A 21,540-nucleotide genomic window follows, 5' to 3' on the forward strand; every position below is an offset into this window, starting at 1 on the left:
ATTCAGAAAAAAAACATCAAGCACAACAGCCGCCCGCGCACCCGAAGCATCTCTACTGCAACAGTAAATCTGATTACTTGCGCAGTAGAGATGCTTCGGCTGCGCGGACGCCAGATGAGCATGACGTGCTCCTTTCTGTAAATCTAACTACTTTCTGAACGCAGCCGGGGCGGGCGCATCGGGCAGAATGGCACCGGGCTTGGGCAGCACCGGGCTTTCCAGGTCGTCATCGCTAAAATACGGCGCCAGCTGCTGCTGGATGCTTTCCGGGATGGGCACGGGCCGACCGGTGGTGGTTTTCACAAACACCATGAGCGTGTGGCCTTCGGTGAGCAGCTCGTGGGCTTCGTTGTAAATCTCGTACTCAAACAGCACCCGCGTGCCTTCGGGCGGCTGGCGCAGCAGCAGGCGCACGGTCAGCAGGTCGTCGTAGCGCGCCGGGCGGCGGAAGCGGGTGCGCAGCTCCCCTACTGGCATGCCCACGCCATCGGCCTCCAGCTCCTTGTAGCTGATGCCGAGCTTGCGAAACGCCTCGGTGCGCGCCACTTCAAAATACGCCGCGTAGTTGCCGTGGTAGACGTAGCCCATCTGGTCGGTTTCGGCGTAGCGCACGCGGATTTGGATGTCGGATTGATACATGGGCTTATATTTCTTCGGTGGAATTTAGGTCGTAGAGGGTAACCAAATCCAACAGGTAATGGCCAATTATTTTCACCAAATGCAAATCGATGACTAGCACCAAAAAAGCATTTTCATCATCTGTAGAAACCGATACGTGTAGGTACTGACCTGATGGGCTCTGATAGACATAGCGGACTATCCCATCTAATAAATTGAAGCCTTCTAAATCCGATTCTGGTACTGCTTCAACATAGGGCCAAATGTCTAGAACAGGCTCCGCAGTTTGCGACACATCCAGCATCGGTGCCGCGAATGTTTCTTGATATTCTTCGTAGCTCAGCTTGTGTGTTTTCATAAACGCACGCCGGTTATTTAATACCAGCTCTGTTCAGCGCCGCTTGGTAGCGCCGCGCATTGGCAATGTGCTCCGTCTCGTTTGTAGCAAAGGCGTGGTAGCCGCTGAAATCCTCTTTGGCGCAGAAATACAAGTAATTGTTGCTCTCCGGCTTGAGCACCGCGTCGATGCTGGCGATGCTGGGCAGGTTGATGGGGCCGGGCGGCAGGCCGGCGTACTTATAGGTGTTGTAGGGCGAGTCCTTTTGCAGGTGCACGTTGAGCACGCGCTTGATGGTGAAGTCGTGGTTGGCGTAGACCACGGTGGGGTCGGCCTGCAGCTTCATGCCGCGCTTGAGGCGGTTCAGGTACACGCCGGCGATGCGGGGCCGCTCGTCGGCGTGCTGCTGCTGCTCGGCTTCCACAATGCTGGCCAGGGTGCTCACCTGGGCGCGGGTAAGGTGCAGCTTCTCGCGCTCGGCGTCGCGCGCCGGCGTCCAGAATTGCTCATAGGACGTTTTCAGCCGCTGCATCAGGCGCTTGGCCGAGGTGTTCCAGTACACATCGTAGGTATTCGGGATGAACATGGTGAGCACCGTGGTGGTATCGAAGCCCAGGCTTTTGGTGTAAGCCGGGTCGCGCAGCAGCGAGTCGAGCCGGGCGGCGGGCACGTCGACCTGGCTGGCGAGCTTGGTCACCAGCTCGTTGCGCAGGCGCACGGTGTTGAAGGTGAGCTTCACCGGCGACTGGGCGCCGCTCTTGAGCACGTTGATGAGCTGGCGGTTGGTGAAGCCGTCCTTCAGCTCGTAGTTGCCGGGCTTCACGGCGCCGGGCTTGTCGTACTTCATCAGCCGGGCCACGAAGTGCAGCGAGAGCTTGTCGACCACGGCGCCGGTTTTGTCGATGGCATCGAGGGCGGTTTTCCAGGTGGCCCCGCGCGGAATCACCACGTAGGTAGGCTTGCCCTTGGTTTCGATGTTGGCGGTGAAGAACACCTGGTAGAAATAATACGAAAAGCACACCAGCGCGAGCGTGAACACGACGCTGACCACGCCCCAGCGTTTGCGACGTTTGAGGGCATCATCGCGGCGTTCGAGGACGGACTTTTGGGCAGGTTTGGCCATGGGAAATAAAGCGGATAGCAAAGGAGCGGGGCCAAAAGTACGAAGGCCGGCAACCCGGGCGCACACGGCCCGCGTAGTTGTTTCGTTTCGGCTAGGCGTAGTACCTTGCCCGCCTCTTCGGCACTGGCCGGCCCCGCGCCGCCGCCGGGAGCTGTCCATTGCCGGCTGCGGCTGGCCCTCACGCATTCAATCATCCCCCACCTCATGCCCGCCACCCTTCTCCGCATTCACCCCGAAAATCCGCCACAAAACCGTATTCAGCAAGCTGTTGACGTGTTGCGCAAAGGGGGAGTTATCATTTACCCCACCGATACCGTGTACGGCATCGGCTGCGATGTAACCAATGCCAAGGCCGTGGAACGCGTGTGCCGCATCAAGGGCATCAACCCCGAAAAAGCCAACCTGAGCTTCATCTGCTACGACCTGTCGCACATTTCCGACTACGCGCACGGCATCAACACGGCCACGTATAAGGTCATCAAAAAAGCCCTGCCCGGCCCGTTCACTTTCCTGTTCGAAGCCAGCGCCAACGCCCCCCGCTTCGGCGGCACCAAGCGCAAAACCGTCGGCATCCGTGTGCCCGACAACCAGATTATTCGCCAGCTGGTGAAGGAGTTGGGCAACCCCATCGTGAGCACCTCGGTGCGCGAAAGCGAGGAAACCCTCGAAGAATACGTAACCGACCCGGACCTGATTTACGAAAAATACCGCCTGCTGGTGGACCTGGTAATTGACGGCGGTTTCGGCGGCAACACCCCCAGCACCATCATCGACTGCACCAACGACGACTTCGAGCTGGTGCGCGAAGGCGCCGGCGACATCGAGCCATATTTGTAGGCATTGGGCTCCGCCTGTCATTGCGAGGCCGCAGGCCGTGGCAACCGAAGGTCAGCGTAGCTAATCCGTTCTGTCAAAACCAGACACTTTCTTTCACCACAAAGCCCCGGCACTGCGCAGTGCCGGGGCTTTGTGCTTTGTTAAATGGGTTGATAGGCTTGTCATTTCTCAGGGCTAGTCGCTGAGAAATGGACGGATTGCCGCGTTTCGCTACGCTCTGCTCGCAATGACAAACGACTCTCTACCGTTTGTGCTTCCACCGTCGGTGCGTCCACAGATACTGCTCCGGCGAGGCGCGCATATCCGTTTCCAGCTGCCGGGCAAAGGATTCGGTGACCGGAAAGGTACCGGCCGGCGCCAATTTGGCCACCCGGCCATCGGGGAGTTCCGTGAACGTGACTTCGTAGTAGCCGCGCCGCACGCGGCGGATGCCCACGTAGAGCACCGCGCAGTCGAGCTGCACGGCCAGCCGGTCGGCGCTGGTGTAGAAGCTCGTGTCCTGATTCAGAAAATTGGTCCAGTAGGGCTTGTCTTCGGGGCCGGCGGCCTGGTCGGAGAGCAAGCTGAGGGTGTGGCCCTGGCCGCGGTGGGCCACCAAGTAGCGCAGCGTGGCCAGCATGGGCACGGCATCGGCACCGAGGCGGGTGCGCAGGCGCCGCATGAAGCTCTCGAAGAACAGATTATTCAACGGCTTATACACACCGGCCGCCCGGCCGGGAAACTCCAGCGCCGCCCCGCTCAGAATCCACTCCCAGTTGCCCATGTGCGAGCCTAGCGACAGCACCAGCCGCTTCTCATCAAAGTGGCGCGTCATCAACTCAGGATTGGTGAAGCGCATGCGCTGCCGCAACTCCTCGGGCGAAATGGCCGCCAGCTTCAGAATCTCGACTACTACCTGCGAAAAGTGACGATAGAAAGCCCGGCCCGTGCGCTCAATCTCGGCCGGCATTTTCTCCGGAAAGGAGTTGCGCAGGTTTTCCGTCACCACGCGCCAGCGGTAGCGCACCACGTAGGCCAGCAACAGGTAAATCAGCTCCGCAAACACATACAGCACCGCCAGCGGCAGGTGCGCCAGGCCCAGCAGCAGCCAGCGCAACGGCTCGAAGTACCAGGCATAGGGCCGGCCGGTGCCGGAAGAAGCGCCTTTCGTGGCCATGCCTATTTAGCGGCCGGGGCGCTTACCTGCCCAAACTCGGCCGAGGCGCGCTGGCCAATGGCGCGGTGCCCTGCGAGCAGCTTCTTGTTGCCGGGGCCGCCATACACCTCAATGAACAGCGTGAACGGCCCATCGGGCAGCGGCCCCAGTGGCATCTGACCCACGATGGTGGTGGGCCGGCCGCTTTGGGGGGTGAGGTCGGCGTCAGCATCGGCGGCTGAGCCGTCGGGGGTGGTGAGGTGGTAATGCACGCGCAGGGGCTGGCCCACGGGCGCGTTGTGCAGCTCGGTGTAGAAGAACACGTTATCGGCCCCGCGGCCATAGACGCCGCCGGCGGCGCGAGTGAGACGGTAGCCGCCGCGGGCGAAATTATCGTCGCCCCCACTCTTGGCGGCCGGGCGCGAGAGCAGCACTACATCCGAGATAAACGGGCCGGCCGGCCCTTCCAGCACCAGCGGCTTTTCGACGGTGGTTTCGCCGCCGGCACTGCGGTATTGGTCCTTCACGGTGCCGCGCAGGGTGTATTTGCCATCGGGCAGCAGGATGCGCTTGAGGAAGCTCTGCGGGTTTTTAATGGCAATGGTGGTGTCATTCAGCACCGGCGGCTTCAGCGTGATGACTTCGTGGTAGGCGGAAGTGCCATCGGCTTTGAGAATGTCCAGCGTGACCACGGCCGACGATTGGAACGCCTTGGGCGCCCGCTGCCGGTACTGCAGCGACTGGGTGGGTACCGTGACGTAGATTTCCACCTCGGCGCCTTTCTCCACCCGGTTCAGGTTGCGGAAGCGGGCCACGTCGAGCAGAATTTGGGGTGGCCCGGCGTGGGCAGCCAGTGTGGCGAAAGCGACGAGGAGAGTCAGGAAGTAGCGCATAAGGCAAAAGTACGGTGGGCGTGATGTAGCGTGGACTCTGCGAGTCCGCGCCCGGGCGAACATCTAAACAATGCGCGGACTCGCAGAGTCCACGCTACGATTCGTCCTGGCATGACGTTCTGTTCTATTTTTGTGCCAACAACCCGCCAAACATTTACCGCGCCCGCTTCGTTTACCAGCCGCTATGCGCTCTACCGTTGCCTTCATTCTGGGAATTCTGATGCTGCTGGGCAGCTTCGTGCCCGAGAATGACCTGGGCGAGCTGGCCAAGCTGCCCGAACTGGTGAAGCACTACGAATACCACCACTCGGCAGCCGGCGGCGGGCTGAATTTCGGCCAGTTCATTGCCGAGCATTACGGCGCGGGCACCAAGCACTACGCGGGCTGCACCCTCTCGCCCCGCCACCAGCAGGACCACCACAACCTGCCCCTGCGCTCCCACCACGGTTGCGGCACGGTGAGCTTCGTGGTAGCTTCCGTCACGCGGCTACTTTTTGTAGCCCGGCCGGAAATAGTGGCTGCCCCCGCCTACCGTGCCGCTGCTGCGCCGCGCTACGCCTTCAGCTTCAGCGCCTCGCTGGGCCAGCCGCCCCGAGCCTAGCCCGCCCGCGCCCCCGGACGCAGTGTGCCCGCGCCTAACCAGGTCCCGGCACCAAAATCCCGGCCCCTCCCCTCTCTTATTGGATTATCAGCGCCTCCCGGGCCGGCCATTGGCCGCGTCCGGGCCAGGCCATATTGCACCGTATTCGCATGATTTCGGCGATTATTAATTTCAGCATCCGCAACAAGCTACTGGTGGGTTTGATGCTGGCGGGCCTCATTGCCTGGGGCGTATTTTCGGCCGCCAGCCTGCCGCTCGACGCCATTCCGGACGTCACCAACAACCAGGTCCAGGTCATCACCCAAAGCCCCGCGCTGGCGGCGCAGGAAGTCGAGCAGCTCATCACCGTGCCGCTCGAATTGCAGCTGCGCACCATTCCGGGCGTCACGGAAATCCGGTCGATTTCCCGCTTCGGGCTCTCGGTGATTACCGTGGTGTTTGAGGAAGACGTGGACACCTACCACACCCGCCAGCTGGTGGCCGAGAAGCTCAAAGTGGCCGAAGCCGACCTCGGCCAAGGCCTGGGCGCGCCGGGCATGGCGCCCATCACCACCGGCCTGGGCGAGATTTATCAGTACACCATCAAAGTCAAAAAGGGCTACGAAAAGCAGTACGGCCTGGCCCAACTGCGCGAAATCCAGGACTGGCTGGTGAAGCGCCGCCTGGCCGGCGTGGACGGCGTGGTCGACGTGAGCAGCTTCGGCGGCTACGTGCGCGAGTACGAAGTGAGCGTGGACCCCGCCCGCCTGGCCGGCGCGGGCGTGAGCATGGCCGAACTCTACGAAGCGCTGCAGGCAAACAACGGCAACGCCGGCGGCAGCTACCTCGAGCGCGGCCCGCGCGCCTTCTTCATTAGGGGCGAGGGCCGGGCCACGTCGCTGCAGGATATCGGCAACATCGTGGTGAAGCCTGTGGCCCGGCCCGGCCAGGGCGGCGCGCCGCTGCTGGTGCGCGATGTGGCGGCCGTGCGCTTCGGTCACGCCGTGCGTTACGGGGCCATGGACCGCGACGGCCTCGGCGAAACTGTGGGCGGCGTAGTGCTCATGCTGAAAGGCGCCAGTTCCGAAGCCACCATCAAAAACGTGAAGGCCCGGGTGGCCGAAATCCAGCAAACGCTGCCTAAAGGCCTGGAAATTGACCCGTTTCTGGACCGCACGAAGCTAGTGGACAAGGCTATTCATACGGTGGTCAAAAACCTGATTGAGGGCGGCGTTATTGTGGTGGTAGTGTTGCTGCTCCTGCTCGGCAACCTGCGGGCCGGGCTGGTGGTGGCGGGCATGATTCCGCTGTGCATGCTCTTCGCACTGGGCATGATGCGAACCTTCGGCGTATCTGCCAACCTCATGAGCCTGGGCGCGTTGGACTTCGGTCTCATCGTGGACGGGGCCGTAATTATCGTGGAGGCCGTCATCGCCCACCTGCTGCACGAGCGCCTCAAAGCCGCCCACGAAACCATGGACGACATCACCGAGGGCGTCACCAACCGGCTCATGAAATCGGCCCTGTTCGGCCAACTCATCATCCTGATTGTGTACCTGCCCATCCTCTCACTCACCGGCGTGGAAGGCAAGATGTTTCGGCCCATGGCCCTCACGGTGAGCTTCGCCATTCTCGGGGCCATGATTATGTGCCTGACCTACGTGCCGGCCGTCACGGCCTGGGCTTTGAAGAAGAATATTAGCGAAAAGCCCAACCTGGCCGACCGCATTGTGGGCTTCCTGCACCGCGGGTACGACCCTATTATTCGGGCGGCGCTGGGGGCGCGCTGGCTAGTGGTGGGCGTGGCCGTGGGGCTGCTGGCGCTGGGCGGCTTCGTGTTTTCGCGGCTGGGCGGCGAGTTTATTCCGCAGCTCGACGAGGGCGACTTTGCCATGAACGTAACGCTCGCGCCGGGCTCTTCTTTGGACGAAAGCATCCTGCTCACGTCTCGGATACAGCGCATTCTGAAAAGCAAATTCCCGGAAGTCATTCAGGTGGTGGGCAAAATCGGCACTTCGGAAATCCCCACCGACCCCATGTCGCTGGAAGATTCCGACCAGATGATTATCCTGAAAGACCACGCCGACTGGACCAGCGCCCACACCCGCGAGGAGCTGGCCAACAAGATGCAGGCCGCCCTGGCTGGCGTGCCCGGCGTGAGCCTGGAGTTTCAGCAGCCCATCCAGATGCGGTTCAACGAGCTGATTTCGGGCGTAAAATCGGACGTATCGGTAAAGATTTACGGCGACGACCTCGACGTGCTTAAGGCCAAGGCCGACGAGGCCGCCGCGCTCATTCGCCCGCTACAGGGCGTGGGCGACATTAAAGTGGAGCAGATTATCGGCCTGCCGCAGCTGCGCGTGAGCTACGACCGCACCAAGCTGGCCCAGTACGGCCTGCGCGTGATGGACCTTAATACGCTGCTGCAAACCGCTTTTGCCGGCCAGACCACCGGCCAGGTGTACGAAGGCGAGCGCCGCTTCGACCTCGTGCTGCGCCTCGATTCGCTGCATCGCCGCGGCCCCGACGACCTCAACCAGCTCCTCGTCTCGCTGCCCGATGGCAACCAGATTCCCCTCAGCGAAGTGGCCACCGTGACGCTGAAACCCGCCCCGGCCCAAATCTCGCGCGACGACGCCCGCCGCCGCGTCAACATCGGCGTAAATGTGCGCGGCCGCGACGTGCAAAGCCTCGTGCAGGACATTCAAAGCAAGCTAAAAACCGGCTTGAGCCTGCCCGCCGGCTACAGCATCGTGTACGGAGGCCAGTTCGAGAACCTGAACCACGCCAAGGCCCGCCTGGCTATTGCCGTGCCGGTGTCGTTGGTATTGATTTTCATGCTGTTGTTCCTGGCCTTCCGCTCGGTGAAGGAGGCGCTGCTGATTTTTACGGGTATTCCGCTGGCGGCCATCGGCGGCGTGCTGGCGCTGGGCCTGCGCGGGATGCCATTCAGTATTTCGGCCGGCGTAGGCTTTATCGCCCTGTTCGGCGTGGCGGTACTCAACGGCATAGTGCTGGTCGCCAGCCTGAACGAGCTGGCTACGGCCGGCGTGAAGAAAATCCGCGAGCGGGTGCTGCGCGCTACCGAGGAGCGGTTCCGGCCGGTGCTGCTCACGGCCTCGGTAGCCTCGCTGGGTTTCCTGCCGATGGCACTGTCCGGCTCGGCCGGTGCGGAAGTGCAGAAGCCGCTGGCCACCGTGGTTATCGGCGGGCTGATAACGGCCACCCTGCTCACGCTGGTGGTGCTGCCGGTGCTTTACACCTTCTTTGTGGATGACGACGAGCCCAGCCCCGAAGTAGCCGCCGAAGAAGCCGAAGAGGCAAAAATTCAGGCCGAAACCGGCGAAGCACCGAAACCGGCTAGCCCTGATGCGAAAGATGCAGGCGCAGCGGGCGCGTCCGGCGTTTCGGCCGTGGTCTTGCTGCTGCTAGTGGCCCTGGCCGCCCTGCTGCCTGCCACCGCCCGCGCCCAGAAGGCCCCGACGGATGGCCCGCTCAGCATCTCGCAGGCGCTGAGTACCGGCCTGGCCCAGAGCCCACTGGTGCAAGCCGCCACCTTGCAGGCCCAGCAGCAGCAGGCCCTCACCCGTACCGGCTACGACCTGCCGCGCCTCGTGTTCGACTACCAGTACGGCCAGATTTCCGGGCCGCTGGCCGACCATAGCTTCAACGTGCTGCAGCAGTCGGCCTTTCCCACCGTGTACGGGGCGCAACGTAAAGTATTGCAAACCACGGCCGAGGCCGGCACCATCCGCGCCCGCGCCCAGCGCCGCGAGCTGAGCCGCAGCATTCGCTCGGGCTACTACAATCTGCTGGTGACTTACCGCCTCGTGGCCCTGCTGCGCCGGCAAGACAGCCTCTACCAACGGGCCGCCCGCGCCGCCCGCATCCGCTACCAGGTGGGCGAAACCAACCGCCTGGAGCAGGTATCAGCCGAAGCCCGGTCCCGTGAGTTGCAAAACCGCCTCGCTACCCTGCGCTCCGAACTGCTGGTGCAGCGCCGCCAGTTGGCCCTGCTGCTGGGCCAGCCCAACCTAGCCAGCATCGATACCACGGCCAGCCCCCGCGCCGTGCTGCTGCCCGCCGATACGGCGGCGCTCACGCCCGCCACCAACCCCACGCTGGCGCTCTACCAGCAGCAGCTCACCCTCAGCCAGCAGCAAACCAAGCTCGAAAAGCTTCGCCGCCTGCCCGACCTGCGCGCCGGCTATTTCAACCAGACCATCAACCAGGAAAGAGGCTTCAATGTGGCCCAGGCCGGCATCGCAGTGCCGCTGCTGGGCGGCGCCCAGCGCGCCCGCATTGCTGCCGCCAAAATCGGCGAGGAAGCTGCGCAGGTACAGTTGAACTACGCCAACACGCAGTTCGGCACCCAGCTCAGCACCCTGCGCCAACAGCTGGCCCGCGCCCAGGCGTCGCTGCTTTATTACGAGAACTACGCCCTCCCGCAAGCCCGCTTAATCCTCGATACCGCCGAAAAAAGCCACCGCGCCGGCGATATCGAATACGTGGAATACGTGGTGAATACCCAGCCCGCCTGGCAGATTCAGGAAGCGTATTTCGAGCAACTGCGACAGTACAACGAGCTGGTGGTCAATATCCAGGCATTGGCTGGGGCAGATGCACCGTAAAGCCGTCATGCAGAGCGCAGCGAAGCATCTCGCGTGCCGCCACTAATCAAATACGATTGATTCACTATTGCACGCGAGATGCTTCGCTGCGCTCTGCATGACCGGCAGAATATTTCTCTAACTCCTCCCATGAAAGTCCTCTCCTACATCGCCCTCCTCCCCTTCGTCATCGCCTGCGGCAGCAAAACCGAAAAGGCCGCTGACAAGCCCACGCCGCCCCCGCCCCGCGCGCCCAACGAGGTTTTCCTCTCCAAAGCCCAAATTCAGGCCGCCGGCATCGAACTCGGCACTTTCACCCGCCGCGACCTCGGTACCGAAGTGCAGGCCACCGGCCAGATTGACGTGCCTCCCAGCCACAAAGTTTCCATCACCGCCGTGATGGGCGGCTACGTACAGCAGCTGCCGGTACTGCCCGGCCAGCACGTACTACAAGGCAGCGTGCTCGCAACCCTGCGTAACCCCGACTACCTCAAACTGCAGCAGGACTACCTCCAGAGCCAGGCCCGCATTGTGTTTCTGAAGCAGGAAACCGCCCGCCAGCAAGTCCTCAACGATGAGGATGTGGGAGCGCGCCGCAAGCTCCAGCAAGCCACTTCCGAGTTGCGCACCGAGCAGGCCGCCGCCGGCAGCCTCGCCGCCCAGCTGCGCCTCATCGGCCTGAAACCGGAACGCATCACCGCCACGAATATTCAGCCCAGCGTGCCGCTCATCGCCCCCATCAGCGGCTATGTGAAGGCTGTGATGGTGAATCCCGGCCAGTTCGTCAACCCGCAGGATGTCCTCATCGAACTAGTCGACCGCTCCGACCTGCACTTGGAGCTTAAAGTATTCGAGCGCGACATCGCCAAGGTGAAAGTGGGCCAAGACATCCTATTCCGCGTGCCGGCCCAGGGAGCCAGCGCCCAGCCGCTGCCCGCCACCGTCTTCCTCGTGGGCAAAGCATTCGATGATGACGGCCGCACCGTGAGCGTCCACGCCCACCTGCACGACACCGGCCCCGATGCCGCTGCCACCGCTGCCCTGCTGCCCGGCCAATACGTCAGTGCCCGCATTCTCACCGGCCGCACGCCCCAGCGCACCTTGCCCGAAGACGCCCTCGTGCCCGGCGGCGAAGTCAGCTACGGTTATTACCAGGTAAAGTCCGATGCCAAAGGCAGCACCTTCCGTCGTTTCAGCCTCCGCCCCGGCGCCACCGACCAGGGCCAGGTAGCCGTGCGCCCGCTCGATAAGCTGGCTGACACCACGCATCTGGTTGTCAAAGGCGCGTATTTTCTGGACGCCGAGCGGAGTAAAGGCCAGGGCGGGGACGAGTAATACAAACGTCATGCAGAGCGCAGCGAAGCATCTTGCCCGCTGCCAGTAATCATTTACTATTGCGGTAAAGATGCTGCGCTGCGCTCTGCATGACGTTTCGCTGTGTTTTGCGCTCGCTCCCATCGTCCCAACTATGATTCTCCTCACCGAACTCCACTACCACCCGCCCGCCGCCCTCTTCGCGGCGCTCATGAACGCCGATGGCCTATTAATAGAAGCCCACGAGCACTACCGCAAGCAAACCTACCGCAACCGCTGCCTCATCCGCACGGCGCAGGGCGTGCAGCCCCTCACCGTGCCCGTGCTCGACGGCAACCGGGCCGAAAAAGTGAGCGTCTCGGAGATTGAAATCGACTACCGCCAGAACTGGATTCACCGCCACTGGCGCACGCTCCAAACCGCCTACGGCAACAGCCCGTATTTTGAATACTACGCCGATTACCTGCACGACATCTACGCCCGCAAGCCCTCCCGGCTTTTCGACTTGAACCTGCAGTTCCTGCAGCTTATGCTGAAGTGTTTCCGGCTGCCGCTGCCCGTGCAGCTCACCGCCGAATACCACGCGCACTACCCGGCGCAACCTTCTGCCGAAAATAATAGTCTAAGTACTAGCCCGCCAGCCGTAGCCGACCGCCGCGACTGGCTGACACCCAAAGCCGCCTCTATTGCCTCCAAACCTGACACTCCGGCAGCCTCCGCCCTCGTGCGGCCCTACCCGCAGGTGTTTGGCCCAGGTTTTGAGCCCGGCCTGAGTGTGCTGGACCTGCTGTTTTCGCAGGGCCCGGCGGCCGGCCGGTTTTTGCAATAACTCGCAAATTTCAGCCAGCGTTTGAATTACCCGGTGTGAACCGTATTTTGGTTCGAACCATCGCCCGAACCGGCTTGTTTTCAAGTCAACCCGGCCCAACCCGTTATCCGTGTTTCACGCCCGACGCGGGGCTTATTTGATTTTTCACTACGTTTATTGGCATGGAAGCTAAATTCTCAAACCGCGTCAAGGAGGTCATTTCCCTCAGCCGGGAGGAAGCCATCCGCCTCGGCCACGACTATATCGGCACCGAGCACCTCTTGCTCGGCATGATTCGCGAAGCCGAAGGCACGGCCCTCGGCCTGCTGCGCAAGCTGGGCGTGAGCATCGATGAGCTCAAATTCTCGCTCGAACAAGCCACGCGCAACACCGCCACGCAGGGCACCAGCATCACCGGCTCTATTCCGCTCACCAAGCAGACCGAGAAGGTGCTGAAAATCACCTACCTTGAAGCCAAGATTTTCAAATCGGAAATCATTGGTACCGAACACCTTCTGTTGTCCATCCTGCGGGACGAAGACAACATATCTTCCCAAATTCTCAGCAAATTCAACGTGAACTACGAAACTGTGCGCGACTCGCTGGATTACCACGGTAATGCCGGTTCTGCTCCGCAAAACCGTACGCCCGACACGGACGACGACGACAACGACCGCCTCTTTGGGGCCTCGGGCCCCGGTGGCGGCCGCGGCGGCGCCAGTGCTGGCGGCACCACCAAAAAGCCCGGCGAAAAATCGCGCACCCCGGTGCTCGACAACTTCGGCCGAGACCTCACCAAACTCGCTGAGGAGGACAAACTTGACCCCATCGTAGGCCGCGAAAAGGAAATTGAGCGCGTAGCCCAAATTCTGAGCCGCCGCAAAAAGAATAACCCCATCCTCATCGGCGAGCCCGGCGTGGGCAAAACCGCCATCGCCGAAGGTCTCGCCCTGCGCATCATTCAGAAAAAGGTGAGCCGCGTGCTCTTCAACAAGCGCGTGGTGACGCTCGACTTGGCTTCGCTGGTAGCCGGCACCAAATACCGCGGCCAGTTCGAAGAGCGCATGAAGGCCGTGATGAACGAGCTGGAAAAGTCGCCTGACGTGATTCTCTTCATCGATGAGTTGCATACCATCGTGGGCGCCGGCGGCGCTTCGGGCTCGCTCGACGCTTCGAACATGTTCAAGCCGGCGCTGGCCCGCGGCGAGATTCAATGCATCGGCGCCACCACGCTGGACGAATACCGTCAGTACATCGAGAAGGACGGTGCCTTGGCCCGTCGTTTCCAGATGGTGATGGTGGACCCCACCACGCCCGAGGAAACCATCGAAATCCTGCACAACATCAAGGACAAGTATCAGGACCACCACCACGTGGTGTACACCGATAAGGCCATTGAGCAGTGCGTGATGCTGTCGGACCGCTACATGTCGGACCGTTTCCTGCCGGACAAGGCCATCGACATTCTTGATGAAGCCGGTGCCCGCGTGCACATCAACAACATCGTGGTGCCCGAGGACATTCTCACGCTCGAAGAGCAGATTGAGAACATCAAAGGCGAGAAAAACCGCGTGGTGAAATCGCAGAAATACGAGGAAGCCGCCAAGCTCCGTGACACCGAGAAGAAGTTGCTGGACCAACTCGAAACGGCTAAAAAGAGCTGGGAAGAGGAAACCAAGAAGAAGCGCTACACGGTGAAAGAGGAGAACGTGGCCGAGGTTATCGCCATGATGACCGGCATCCCCGTTTCGCGCGTGGCCCAGAACGAGAGCCAGAAGCTCCTCAACATGAACGAGGAGCTGCAAGGCAAAGTAATTGGCCAGGACAAAGCCATCAAGCAGTTGGTGAAAGCCATTCAGCGCACCCGCGTTGGCCTGAAGGACCCCAAGAAGCCCATCGGCTCGTTCGTGTTCCTCGGCCCGACGGGTGTGGGTAAGACGGAGCTGGCCAAGGTGCTCGCTACTTATCTCTTCGACAAGGAAGATGCGCTGGTGCGCGTGGATATGTCGGAGTACATGGAGAAATTCAGCGTATCGCGCCTGGTGGGCGCGCCTCCCGGCTACGTAGGCTATGAAGAGGGCGGCCAGTTGACGGAGAAAATCCGCCGCAAGCCGTACTCGGTTATCCTGCTCGACGAGATTGAGAAGGCGCACCCGGATGTGTACAACCTGCTCCTGCAAGTGCTGGATGACGGTATCCTGACCGACGGCCTCGGCCGCAAGGTGGACTTCCGTAATACCATCATCATCATGACCTCGAACATCGGGGCGCGTGACCTGCAGGACTTCGGCGCCGGCATTGGCTTCGGCACGAAGGCCCGCCAGGAGAACATGGACGAGCTGACGAAGGGCACAATCACCAACGCCCTGAAAAAGACGTTCTCGCCCGAGTTCCTCAACCGTTTGGACGACGTCATCGTCTTCAATTCGCTGGAGAAGAAAGACATCCACCGCATCATCGACATCAGCCTCAGCAAGCTCCTCTCGCGGGTGCAAGCCCTCGGCTACCGTGTCGAGTTGACGGAAGCCGCCAAGGACTTTGTGGCCGATAAAGGCTACGACCCCAAGTACGGCGCCCGCCCGCTGAACCGCGCCATCCAGAAGTACATCGAAGACCCGATTGCCGAGGAAATCCTCAAAGCCCAGGTAGTACACGGCGATGTTATCACTGCCGACTACACCGAAGGCGCCGAGGAACTGACTTTCGCCGTGAGCAAGAGCGGGGAGGCCCAGAACCTTGCCAGCGACGAGCGCCCCGCCGACAAGCCGGAAGCGCCCGATGCCGACACGAAGAAGTAAGATTATGGCATAAGCTCTAGCGTGTGCCCGTCAGGAGAAGCCGGTTCCAGCAATGGGGCCGGCTTTTTTATTGTTGTTAAAAAAAGGAACGTCATGCTGAGCGGAGCCGAAGCATCTCTACCGCGCAACTAATCAATTTTAGTATTGCGGTAGAGATACTTCGGCTCCGCTCAGCATGACGTTCTGGGTTTGTAGGATACCCCGATGCAACAATTTCAATGGCTCATAATCTACCCGTAACCTACCTTTGGCCTCCCATCAGCGCACTTTCCTCCCACCCGCGCGCTTAACCTGACTTATGCCCGACCCACACGCCCACGCGCACCTTTCCAAAACCGAATTGCTGGCCCGCAAAAACGAAGAAGCCCTGCTCGGCGGCGGCCAGGCCCGCATCGATGCCCAGCACAAAAAAGGCAAGCTCACCGCCCGCGAGCGGATTGATTTGCTGATGGATGAAGGCTCTTTCGAAGAAATCGGCAAATTTGTGATGCACCGGGCCAAGGACTTTGGCCTCGATAAAGAGCATTACCTCGGCGATGGCGTGGTGACGGGCTACGGCACCGTGAACGGCCGACTGGTCTACGTTTTCTCGCAGGATTTCACGGTGTTTGGCGGCTCGCTGAGCGAAACCCACGCTGAGAAAATCGTCAAAATCATGGACCTTGCCATGAAAAACGGCGCCCCGGTTATCGGCCTCAACGATTCGGGCGGCGCCCGTATTCAGGAGGGCGTGGTGAGCCTCGGCGGCTACGCCGATATCTTCTATAAGAATACACTGGCATCGGGCGTGGTGCCGCAGCTTTCGGCCATTATGGGGCCGTGCGCGGGTGGCGCGGTGTACTCGCCGGCCATTACGGACTTCATTCTGATGGTGGAGCACACGAGCTATATGTTCGTGACCGGCCCCAACGTGGTGAAAACCGTGACCCACGAGGAAGTGACCAGCGAAGAACTGGGCGGCGCCAGCACGCACTCGGCCAAGAGCGGCGTCACGCACTTCTCGTGCGCCAACGAGGTGGTGGCCATCAACCACATCAAGCAGCTGCTAAGCTACATGCCGCAGAACTGTGAGGAAACCGCCCCGCATCAGCCCTACGAAGCCAGCGGCGACGAAAGCCGCGCCGTGCTCGACAAGCTGATTCCCGAGAATGCCAACCAGCCCTACGACATGCGTGAGGTGATTGAAGGCATCATCGACGCGAATTCCTTCCTCGAAGTACACCAGAATTTCGCCGAGAATATCGTGGTGGGTTTTGCGCGTCTGGCGGGCCGCAGCATCGGCATTGTGGGTAACCAGCCGGCGGTGCTGGCCGGTGTGCTCGACATCAACGCTAGCACCAAAGCCGCGCGTTTCGTGCGCTTCTGCGACTCGTTTAATATCCCGCTGCTGGTGCTGGAAGACGTGCCTGGCTTCCTGCCCGGCACTGACCAGGAATGGCGCGGCATCATCACCAATGGCGCCAAGCTGCTCTACGCCTTCTGCGAAGCCACCGTGCCGCGCATCACCGTGATTACCCGCAAGGCCTACGGCGGCGCGTATGACGTGATGAATTCCAAGCACATCGGGGCCGATTTGAACTACGCCTGGCCCACGGCCGAAATCGCCGTGATGGGCGCCAAGGGCGCGGCTGAAATCATTTTCAAGCGCGAAATCGCTGCCGCCGAAAACCCTGAAGCCAAGCTCCAAGAAAAGGTGGACGAATACCAGGAAAAATTTGCTACCCCCTACCGCGCCGCCCACCGCGGCTTCGTGGACGAAGTAATTCTACCTTCGCAGACCCGTCAGAAGCTAATTCGGGCATTTAAAATGCTGGAAAATAAAGTGGACACCATGCCGCGCAAGAAGCACGGCAATATTCCGCTGTAATATTGACTTATTATGGCTATCTGGGCGGTAATCGGTTTTTCCCTCTTGCTATTTAGTGCCCTCGTCAGATTTAAAATTGGACGTATTGCACTCGACATCATCCTGCTAATTGTAGCAGTATTAGGAAACACTACAGCCCCTTCTATAGGAGAGTCTAAAGATTCCGTTGAGGTCAGCAATGCATCAATTATAGGTAGCGCAATTTGTTTCGTATTTGCAATTGCTGCCTTTTACATATAAACGCTCAAACCCCCTACCATGCGTCCAGAATCGTTCGAATTCCTTCAAAAATACCTCAATAACCCCTCTCCCACTGGCTTCGAAAAGGAGGGCCAGAAACTGTGGCTGGACTACCTCAAGCCCTACATCGACGAATATTTCGTGGATACCTACGGCACCGTAGTGGGTGTCATTAATCCCGAGGCGAAATACAAAGTCGTCATCGAAGCCCACGCCGATGAGATTTCCTACTTTGTGAACTACATCACTAAGGAAGGCTACCTCTACCTGCGCCGCAATGGCGGCTCCGACCCGCTGGTGGCGCCGAGCAAGCGCGTGAATATTTTCGGCGAAAAGGGCATTGTGAAGGGTATTTTTGGCTGGCCGGCCATCCACGTGCGCAAGGTGGAGCAGGACAAGGCGCCGACCATCGAAACCGTGTTTCTGGACTGCGGCGCAAGCAGCGCCGATGAGGTGGCCGAAATGGGCATCCATGTAGGTTCGGTAGTGACGTTCGAGGACGAATTCACGGTGCTGAACGACAAATTTTACGTGGGCCGGGCGCTTGACAACCGCGTGGGTGGCTTCATGATTGCCGAGGTGGCCCGCATGCTGAAAGAGAACAACAAGAAGCTGCCCTTTGGCCTCTACATCGTGAATGCGGTGCAGGAGGAAATTGGCCTGCGCGGCGCCGAAATGGTGGCCCACCGCATCAATCCCGACGTGGCTATCATCACCGATGTGACGCACGACAGCCAGTCGCCGATGTATGAGAAAAAGACGGCCGGTGACATCAGCTGTGGCAAAGGCCCGGTGATTACCTACGGCCCCGCCGTGCAGAACAACCTGCGCGACCTCATCCTCGAAACGGCAAAGCAGGCCGAAATTCCCTTCCAGCGCGCCGCTGCTACCCGCGCTACCGGCACTGACACCGATGCCTTCGCCTACTCCGGCTCCGGCGTGGCCTCGGCCCTGATTTCGCTGCCCCTCAAATACATGCATACCACAGTGGAAACCGTGCACAAAGACGACGTGGAAAGCGTAACGCGCCTGATTTACGAAACGCTGCTCCGTATCGAGGACGGCCACGACTTCCGTTATTTCAAGTAGGCATTTAAAACCGTCTGTCAGCCTGAGCAGAGCGAAGGACCTTATCACGACTGAGCCGTTTGCCTCAACGTGATAAGGTCCTTCGCTTTGCTTAGGATGGCAGCATTTCGCAGATGGAACTACCAATAATTCCTTCCCTCCCACTCACCGTCACCGACCAAATGGGCCGGCGCGTGGCCGTGCCTTTTCCGCCGCGGCGCATTGTGTCACTGGTGCCTTCCCAAACGGAATTGCTGTTTGATTTGGGGCTTGGAGAGAAAGTTATTGGCGTCACCAAATTCTGCGTTCATCCACCCGAAGCCCGCACAAAAGCCACTGTTATTGGCGGCACGAAAAACTTCGACTTTGAAAAAATAGCCGCGCTGAAACCCGATTTAATTATCGGTAACAAGGAAGAAAACTATCAGGCTGGAATCGAACAATTAGCGGCCGACTACCCGGTGTGGCTGAGCGACATCAGTAACCTGCCGGAAGCACTGGATATGATTCGGCGCGTTGGCTTTATTGCCGGTGCGAAGGAGAAGGCAGAGGCGCTGGCTGCCGAAATAGATGCTTCTTTCGTCGCTTTGGCCACTTCTACAAAAGAGGCCTCGCCTGTATCTGTGGCTTACTTCATTTGGCGCAAACCTTACATGGTAGCCACCACGGGCACTTTTATTGATGCCATACTGAGCCGGGCCGGCTTCACCAATGCCTTTGCTAAACAAGTCCGCTATCCGGAAATAACCGCTGAGCAGTTAGCTGCCGCAGCCCCGCAGCGCATTTTTCTATCCTCTGAGCCCTACCCGTTCGGCGAAAAACACCTAGCCGAATTTCAGGCTATTTGTCCCGACGCGGAAATTGAGATTGTCGACGGCGAATTATTCAGCTGGTACGGTAGCCGCTTGCGGAAGTCAGCGGCTTATTTTAGTCAGCTTCGCTGATTATAAATCCTGCTTTTGCCAACTCATTCCAGTATTGCGGGTATGATTTCCGCACCACTGACGGCGCTTCGATATGGAGCGGGCCGCGCAGGGCCAACGGCGCGAAGGCCATGGCCATGCGGTGGTCGTGATAAGTTGCCACTGACTGATTTTCAACCGCAAATTCTTTAGATTCGGCCCGGAAACGGCCGTCACCCAGGTCGCGCAGGTCGCCGCCGAATTTGGCCAGCTCCGTTTGCAAGGCTGCAATTCGGTCGGTTTCCTTGATGCGCAGGCTTTCGAGTCCGGTCAGGTCCACGGGCCGGTTGAGGGCGGCGGCTACTACAGCTACGGTTTGGGCGAGGTCGGGGCAGTCGCTGAAATCGACGGTCTTAATTTCGGTCTGTGGCGCGAGTGGCACTTGCTGCAAGTGGATGCCGTTGGGCAAAAACGTAGTTTTTACGCCAAATTGCGTCATTATTTGGGCAATGGCCTGGTCGCCCTGCAAGGACTTTTGCCGCAGGCCTGGCAAGGTAATTTCAGCGCCCGTCGGCGCCAATGCCACCAACGAGTACCAGTAGCTGGCCGCTGACCAGTCCGACTCCACTGTGTAATTGGTGGGCTGGTACTGGCCGGGCTGCACCGTCAGCGTCGCGCCATCGACCGAGGCAGCACCGCCGAAAAGCTGCATCAGCGCCACGGTCATGTCGATGTAAGGGCGCGAGCCCACGTGGCCGATGAGCGTGAGGCGCAGGCCGCCGGGCAGCCGTGGCCCCACCATCAGCAGGGCCGAGATGTACTGGCTGCTGATGTCGCCGCGCACCGACAGCGCCGTAGGCTCCGTTGCATCAGGCGCCGCCGTGAAGCCTCCAAATTCCAGCGGTGGGTAGCCCTCCCCGTTTAAATACGAAATATTGGCCCCGGCCTGCCGCAGCGCCTCCACTAGCACAGCAATGGGCCGCTCCTGTGCGCGCGTGGTGCCCGTCAGGCGCCCGCGCCAGCCCGTCACGGCCAGATAAGCCGTTAGGAAACGCATCACGGTGCCGGCATCCTCAGCATCAAGCACCTCCGCATTAGAAGCCTCTTTCAGCAAGCGTTGCATAAGCTGCGTGTCGTTGGCATCGGATAGATTATCGACCGTGCCGCCCTCGGCCAGTGCTTGCAGGATGAGGGCGCGGTTGGCTTCGCTTTTGGAAGCCGGGAGGAGGGCGGTGCCGCGCAACGGGCCGCCGGGCCAGGATAAGTACATGAGCTTGAAGCGCATGCTTTCGCATGCGCTATTATTTAGTTGTAATGTTCGGATGGGCGCAAGCCGAAGCTTGCGCCTGAGGCTACGCCTGCAATCGATGGTAGTAGCGCAACGACTCCGCTATTTCGGCTACCGTCACCGGCTGGTCGTACACGCCGTGGCCAATGCCTTCCAGCAAGGTGCAATTGATGGTGGCGCCCGCGTTTTTCTTGTCCTGCAAGGCAAATTCGGCAATAGCCGTCGTTTCTATCAGCACGAAAGAAAGCTTGTCGAACACCGAAAACACGAAGGTTTCGATTTTGTCCAGCTCGTCGGTGCTCAATAGGCCGCGCTGCACCGAGAGCCAGCTTTCGCACACCAGGCCGGCAGCCACGGCCTCGCCGTGCAGCGCCTCGCGGCCGGGCTGGAGCAGCAGGTAGCTTTCGAGGGCGTGGCCCACGGTGTGGCCGAAGTTGAGCAGCTTGCGCGGCCCGGCCTCCAGGGGGTCGTCGGCCACGATGCGCTGCTTGAGCGCCACCGATTCGCTGATAATGGGAGTCCAGTCGTCGGTGAGCCAGCCCAGGCGGCGGTTGGTGTTGAAGGCGTCGGCATCGGCAATGAGCCAGTGCTTGATGACTTCGGCGTAGCCGGATTTTACCTGGCGCGGGTCGAGGGTTTGCAGAAATTTGGGGTCGATGAACACGGCAGCCGGCGCTTGAAATACGCCCAGCTGGTTTTTATAGCCCTGGAAATCGATGCCGGTTTTGCCGCCCACGCTGGCATCCACCTGCGCCAGTAGCGTGGTGGGCACCTGCACGAAGCGGATACCGCGCTTGTAGAGCGCCGCCGCGAAACCGCCCAGGTCCGTGACCACGCCGCCGCCCAGGTTCACTAGTACGGCGTGCCGGTCGGCGCGCTGCTCGGTGAGATGGTTCCACACCACTTCACAGCTGGCCAGCGACTTATACTCCTCACCGGCCGGGATTTCGATGAGGCAGTAATTGGCCGGCAAATGCGATTCGAGCAGCGGCAGGCAGGCGCGCACCGTGTGCGAATCGACCAGCACAAACACCCGGCTCACGGCCGGCCGGTACAGGAGTTCGGCCAGCGCAGGCAGGGCGTTGGGACCAATGATGACGGAGTTGTCCATGGGGCAAAAGT

Annotated in this window: 16 protein-coding genes; 9 read left to right on the plus strand and 7 right to left on the minus strand. The window is 60.5% G+C overall.

From position 1 onward, the window contains the following. Positions 1-147: 147 nt before the first annotated feature. Genes Q4S41_RS15365 through mltG form a run of 3 tightly spaced genes read right to left on the minus strand, consistent with a single transcriptional unit; the run spans position 148 to position 2,078 of the window. Positions 148-639 carry an acyl-CoA thioesterase gene (locus Q4S41_RS15365; protein ID WP_369811309.1) on the minus strand — a complete coding sequence of 164 codons (492 nt, stop codon included), beginning with the start codon at positions 637-639 and terminating at the stop codon, positions 148-150. 4 nt (positions 640-643) lie between these two features. Continuing rightward, on the minus strand, positions 644-976 hold the full coding sequence (locus tag Q4S41_RS15370) for a hypothetical protein (protein ID WP_305032011.1): 333 nt from the start codon (positions 974-976) through the stop codon (positions 644-646). Between the two features lie 13 nt (positions 977-989). Further along, entirely contained in the window at positions 990-2,078 is a 1,089-nt protein-coding gene (mltG, locus tag Q4S41_RS15375; RefSeq protein ID WP_305032012.1) for an endolytic transglycosylase MltG, read from the minus strand. Between the two features lie 204 nt (positions 2,079-2,282). Between mltG and Q4S41_RS15380 the strand changes: the two genes are divergently transcribed. Then, positions 2,283-2,915 carry an L-threonylcarbamoyladenylate synthase gene (locus tag Q4S41_RS15380; protein WP_201986540.1) on the plus strand — a complete coding sequence of 211 codons (633 nt, stop codon included), beginning with the start codon at positions 2,283-2,285 and terminating at the stop codon, positions 2,913-2,915. Between the two features lie 241 nt (positions 2,916-3,156). Here Q4S41_RS15380 and Q4S41_RS15385 read toward each other — a convergent pair whose 3' ends face one another. After that, positions 3,157-4,071, minus strand: a complete 915-nt coding sequence (locus tag Q4S41_RS15385; protein WP_305032013.1) for a lysophospholipid acyltransferase family protein — start codon at positions 4,069-4,071, stop codon at positions 3,157-3,159. A gap of 2 nt (positions 4,072-4,073) precedes the next feature. After that, positions 4,074-4,943 carry a hypothetical protein gene (locus tag Q4S41_RS15390; RefSeq protein ID WP_305032014.1) on the minus strand — a complete coding sequence of 290 codons (870 nt, stop codon included), beginning with the start codon at positions 4,941-4,943 and terminating at the stop codon, positions 4,074-4,076. Positions 4,944-5,127: 184 nt separating this feature from the next. On the opposite strand from Q4S41_RS15390, the gene Q4S41_RS15395 reads away from it, so the two are divergent. The 8 genes from Q4S41_RS15395 (at position 5,128) to Q4S41_RS15430 (ending at position 19,172) form a co-directional block, all read left to right on the plus strand. Then, positions 5,128-5,544, plus strand: a complete 417-nt coding sequence (locus Q4S41_RS15395) for a hypothetical protein (RefSeq protein WP_305032015.1) — start codon at positions 5,128-5,130, stop codon at positions 5,542-5,544. Positions 5,545-5,693: 149 nt separating this feature from the next. Then, positions 5,694-10,154, plus strand: a complete 4,461-nt coding sequence (locus Q4S41_RS15400) for a CusA/CzcA family heavy metal efflux RND transporter (RefSeq protein WP_305032016.1) — start codon at positions 5,694-5,696, stop codon at positions 10,152-10,154. Positions 10,155-10,283: 129 nt separating this feature from the next. Next, the gene (locus Q4S41_RS15405; protein ID WP_305032017.1) at positions 10,284-11,468 is read left to right on the plus strand and encodes an efflux RND transporter periplasmic adaptor subunit; all 1,185 of its coding nucleotides are present in this window, start codon (positions 10,284-10,286) and stop codon (positions 11,466-11,468) included. Positions 11,469-11,601: 133 nt separating this feature from the next. Next, positions 11,602-12,276 (plus strand): WbqC family protein, encoded by a 675-nt coding sequence (locus tag Q4S41_RS15410; protein ID WP_305032018.1) that lies wholly within the window; start codon positions 11,602-11,604, stop codon positions 12,274-12,276. A 161-nt stretch (positions 12,277-12,437) separates the two neighbouring features. Next, a complete protein-coding gene (locus Q4S41_RS15415; RefSeq protein ID WP_305032019.1) occupies positions 12,438-15,053 on the plus strand; it encodes an ATP-dependent Clp protease ATP-binding subunit in 2,616 nt (871 codons plus the stop codon). Positions 15,054-15,351: 298 nt separating this feature from the next. Continuing rightward, positions 15,352-16,920: an acyl-CoA carboxylase subunit beta gene (locus tag Q4S41_RS15420; protein ID WP_305032020.1), complete on the plus strand. Its 1,569-nt coding sequence runs from the start codon at positions 15,352-15,354 to the stop codon at positions 16,918-16,920. Positions 16,921-17,178: 258 nt separating this feature from the next. Then, positions 17,179-18,249, plus strand: a complete 1,071-nt coding sequence (locus Q4S41_RS15425) for a M42 family metallopeptidase (protein ID WP_305032021.1) — start codon at positions 17,179-17,181, stop codon at positions 18,247-18,249. Positions 18,250-18,362: 113 nt separating this feature from the next. Further along, positions 18,363-19,172, plus strand: a complete 810-nt coding sequence (locus Q4S41_RS15430) for a helical backbone metal receptor (protein WP_305032022.1) — start codon at positions 18,363-18,365, stop codon at positions 19,170-19,172. Here Q4S41_RS15430 and Q4S41_RS15435 read toward each other — a convergent pair. Both Q4S41_RS15435 and aroB read right to left on the minus strand, forming a co-directional pair. Further along, positions 19,156-20,400 carry a 3-phosphoshikimate 1-carboxyvinyltransferase gene (locus Q4S41_RS15435; RefSeq protein WP_305032023.1) on the minus strand — a complete coding sequence of 415 codons (1,245 nt, stop codon included), beginning with the start codon at positions 20,398-20,400 and terminating at the stop codon, positions 19,156-19,158. The two genes, Q4S41_RS15430 and Q4S41_RS15435, sit on opposite strands and share 17 nt — an antisense overlap. A gap of 82 nt (positions 20,401-20,482) precedes the next feature. Then, positions 20,483-21,529 (minus strand): 3-dehydroquinate synthase, encoded by a 1,047-nt coding sequence (aroB, locus tag Q4S41_RS15440; protein WP_305032024.1) that lies wholly within the window; start codon positions 21,527-21,529, stop codon positions 20,483-20,485. Between the last annotated feature and the right edge of the window lie 11 nt (positions 21,530-21,540).

Source organism: Hymenobacter convexus (genome assembly GCF_030580955.1).
GTDB lineage: Bacteria > Bacteroidota > Bacteroidia > Cytophagales > Hymenobacteraceae > Hymenobacter.

Excerpts from the sequence above, each read along its gene's own strand:
- Q4S41_RS15420 (WP_305032020.1), top strand. The coding sequence starts at position 15,352 with ATGCCCGACCCACACGCCCACGCGCACCTTTCCAAAACCGAATTGCTG.
- aroB (WP_305032024.1), bottom strand. The coding sequence starts at position 21,529 with ATGGACAACTCCGTCATCATTGGTCCCAACGCCCTGCCTGCGCTGGCC.
- Q4S41_RS15395 (WP_305032015.1), top strand. The coding sequence starts at position 5,128 with ATGCGCTCTACCGTTGCCTTCATTCTGGGAATTCTGATGCTGCTGGGC.
- Q4S41_RS15430 (WP_305032022.1), top strand. The coding sequence starts at position 18,363 with ATGGAACTACCAATAATTCCTTCCCTCCCACTCACCGTCACCGACCAA.
- Q4S41_RS15400 (WP_305032016.1), top strand. The coding sequence starts at position 5,694 with ATGATTTCGGCGATTATTAATTTCAGCATCCGCAACAAGCTACTGGTG.
- Q4S41_RS15415 (WP_305032019.1), top strand. The coding sequence starts at position 12,438 with ATGGAAGCTAAATTCTCAAACCGCGTCAAGGAGGTCATTTCCCTCAGC.
- Q4S41_RS15405 (WP_305032017.1), top strand. The coding sequence starts at position 10,284 with ATGAAAGTCCTCTCCTACATCGCCCTCCTCCCCTTCGTCATCGCCTGC.
- mltG (WP_305032012.1), bottom strand. The coding sequence starts at position 2,078 with ATGGCCAAACCTGCCCAAAAGTCCGTCCTCGAACGCCGCGATGATGCC.
- Q4S41_RS15425 (WP_305032021.1), top strand. The coding sequence starts at position 17,179 with ATGCGTCCAGAATCGTTCGAATTCCTTCAAAAATACCTCAATAACCCC.
- Q4S41_RS15410 (WP_305032018.1), top strand. The coding sequence starts at position 11,602 with ATGATTCTCCTCACCGAACTCCACTACCACCCGCCCGCCGCCCTCTTC.
- Q4S41_RS15435 (WP_305032023.1), bottom strand. The coding sequence starts at position 20,400 with ATGTACTTATCCTGGCCCGGCGGCCCGTTGCGCGGCACCGCCCTCCTC.
- Q4S41_RS15365 (WP_369811309.1), bottom strand. The coding sequence starts at position 639 with ATGTATCAATCCGACATCCAAATCCGCGTGCGCTACGCCGAAACCGAC.
- Q4S41_RS15385 (WP_305032013.1), bottom strand. The coding sequence starts at position 4,071 with ATGGCCACGAAAGGCGCTTCTTCCGGCACCGGCCGGCCCTATGCCTGG.
- Q4S41_RS15370 (WP_305032011.1), bottom strand. The coding sequence starts at position 976 with ATGAAAACACACAAGCTGAGCTACGAAGAATATCAAGAAACATTCGCG.
- Q4S41_RS15380 (WP_201986540.1), top strand. The coding sequence starts at position 2,283 with ATGCCCGCCACCCTTCTCCGCATTCACCCCGAAAATCCGCCACAAAAC.
- Q4S41_RS15390 (WP_305032014.1), bottom strand. The coding sequence starts at position 4,943 with ATGCGCTACTTCCTGACTCTCCTCGTCGCTTTCGCCACACTGGCTGCC.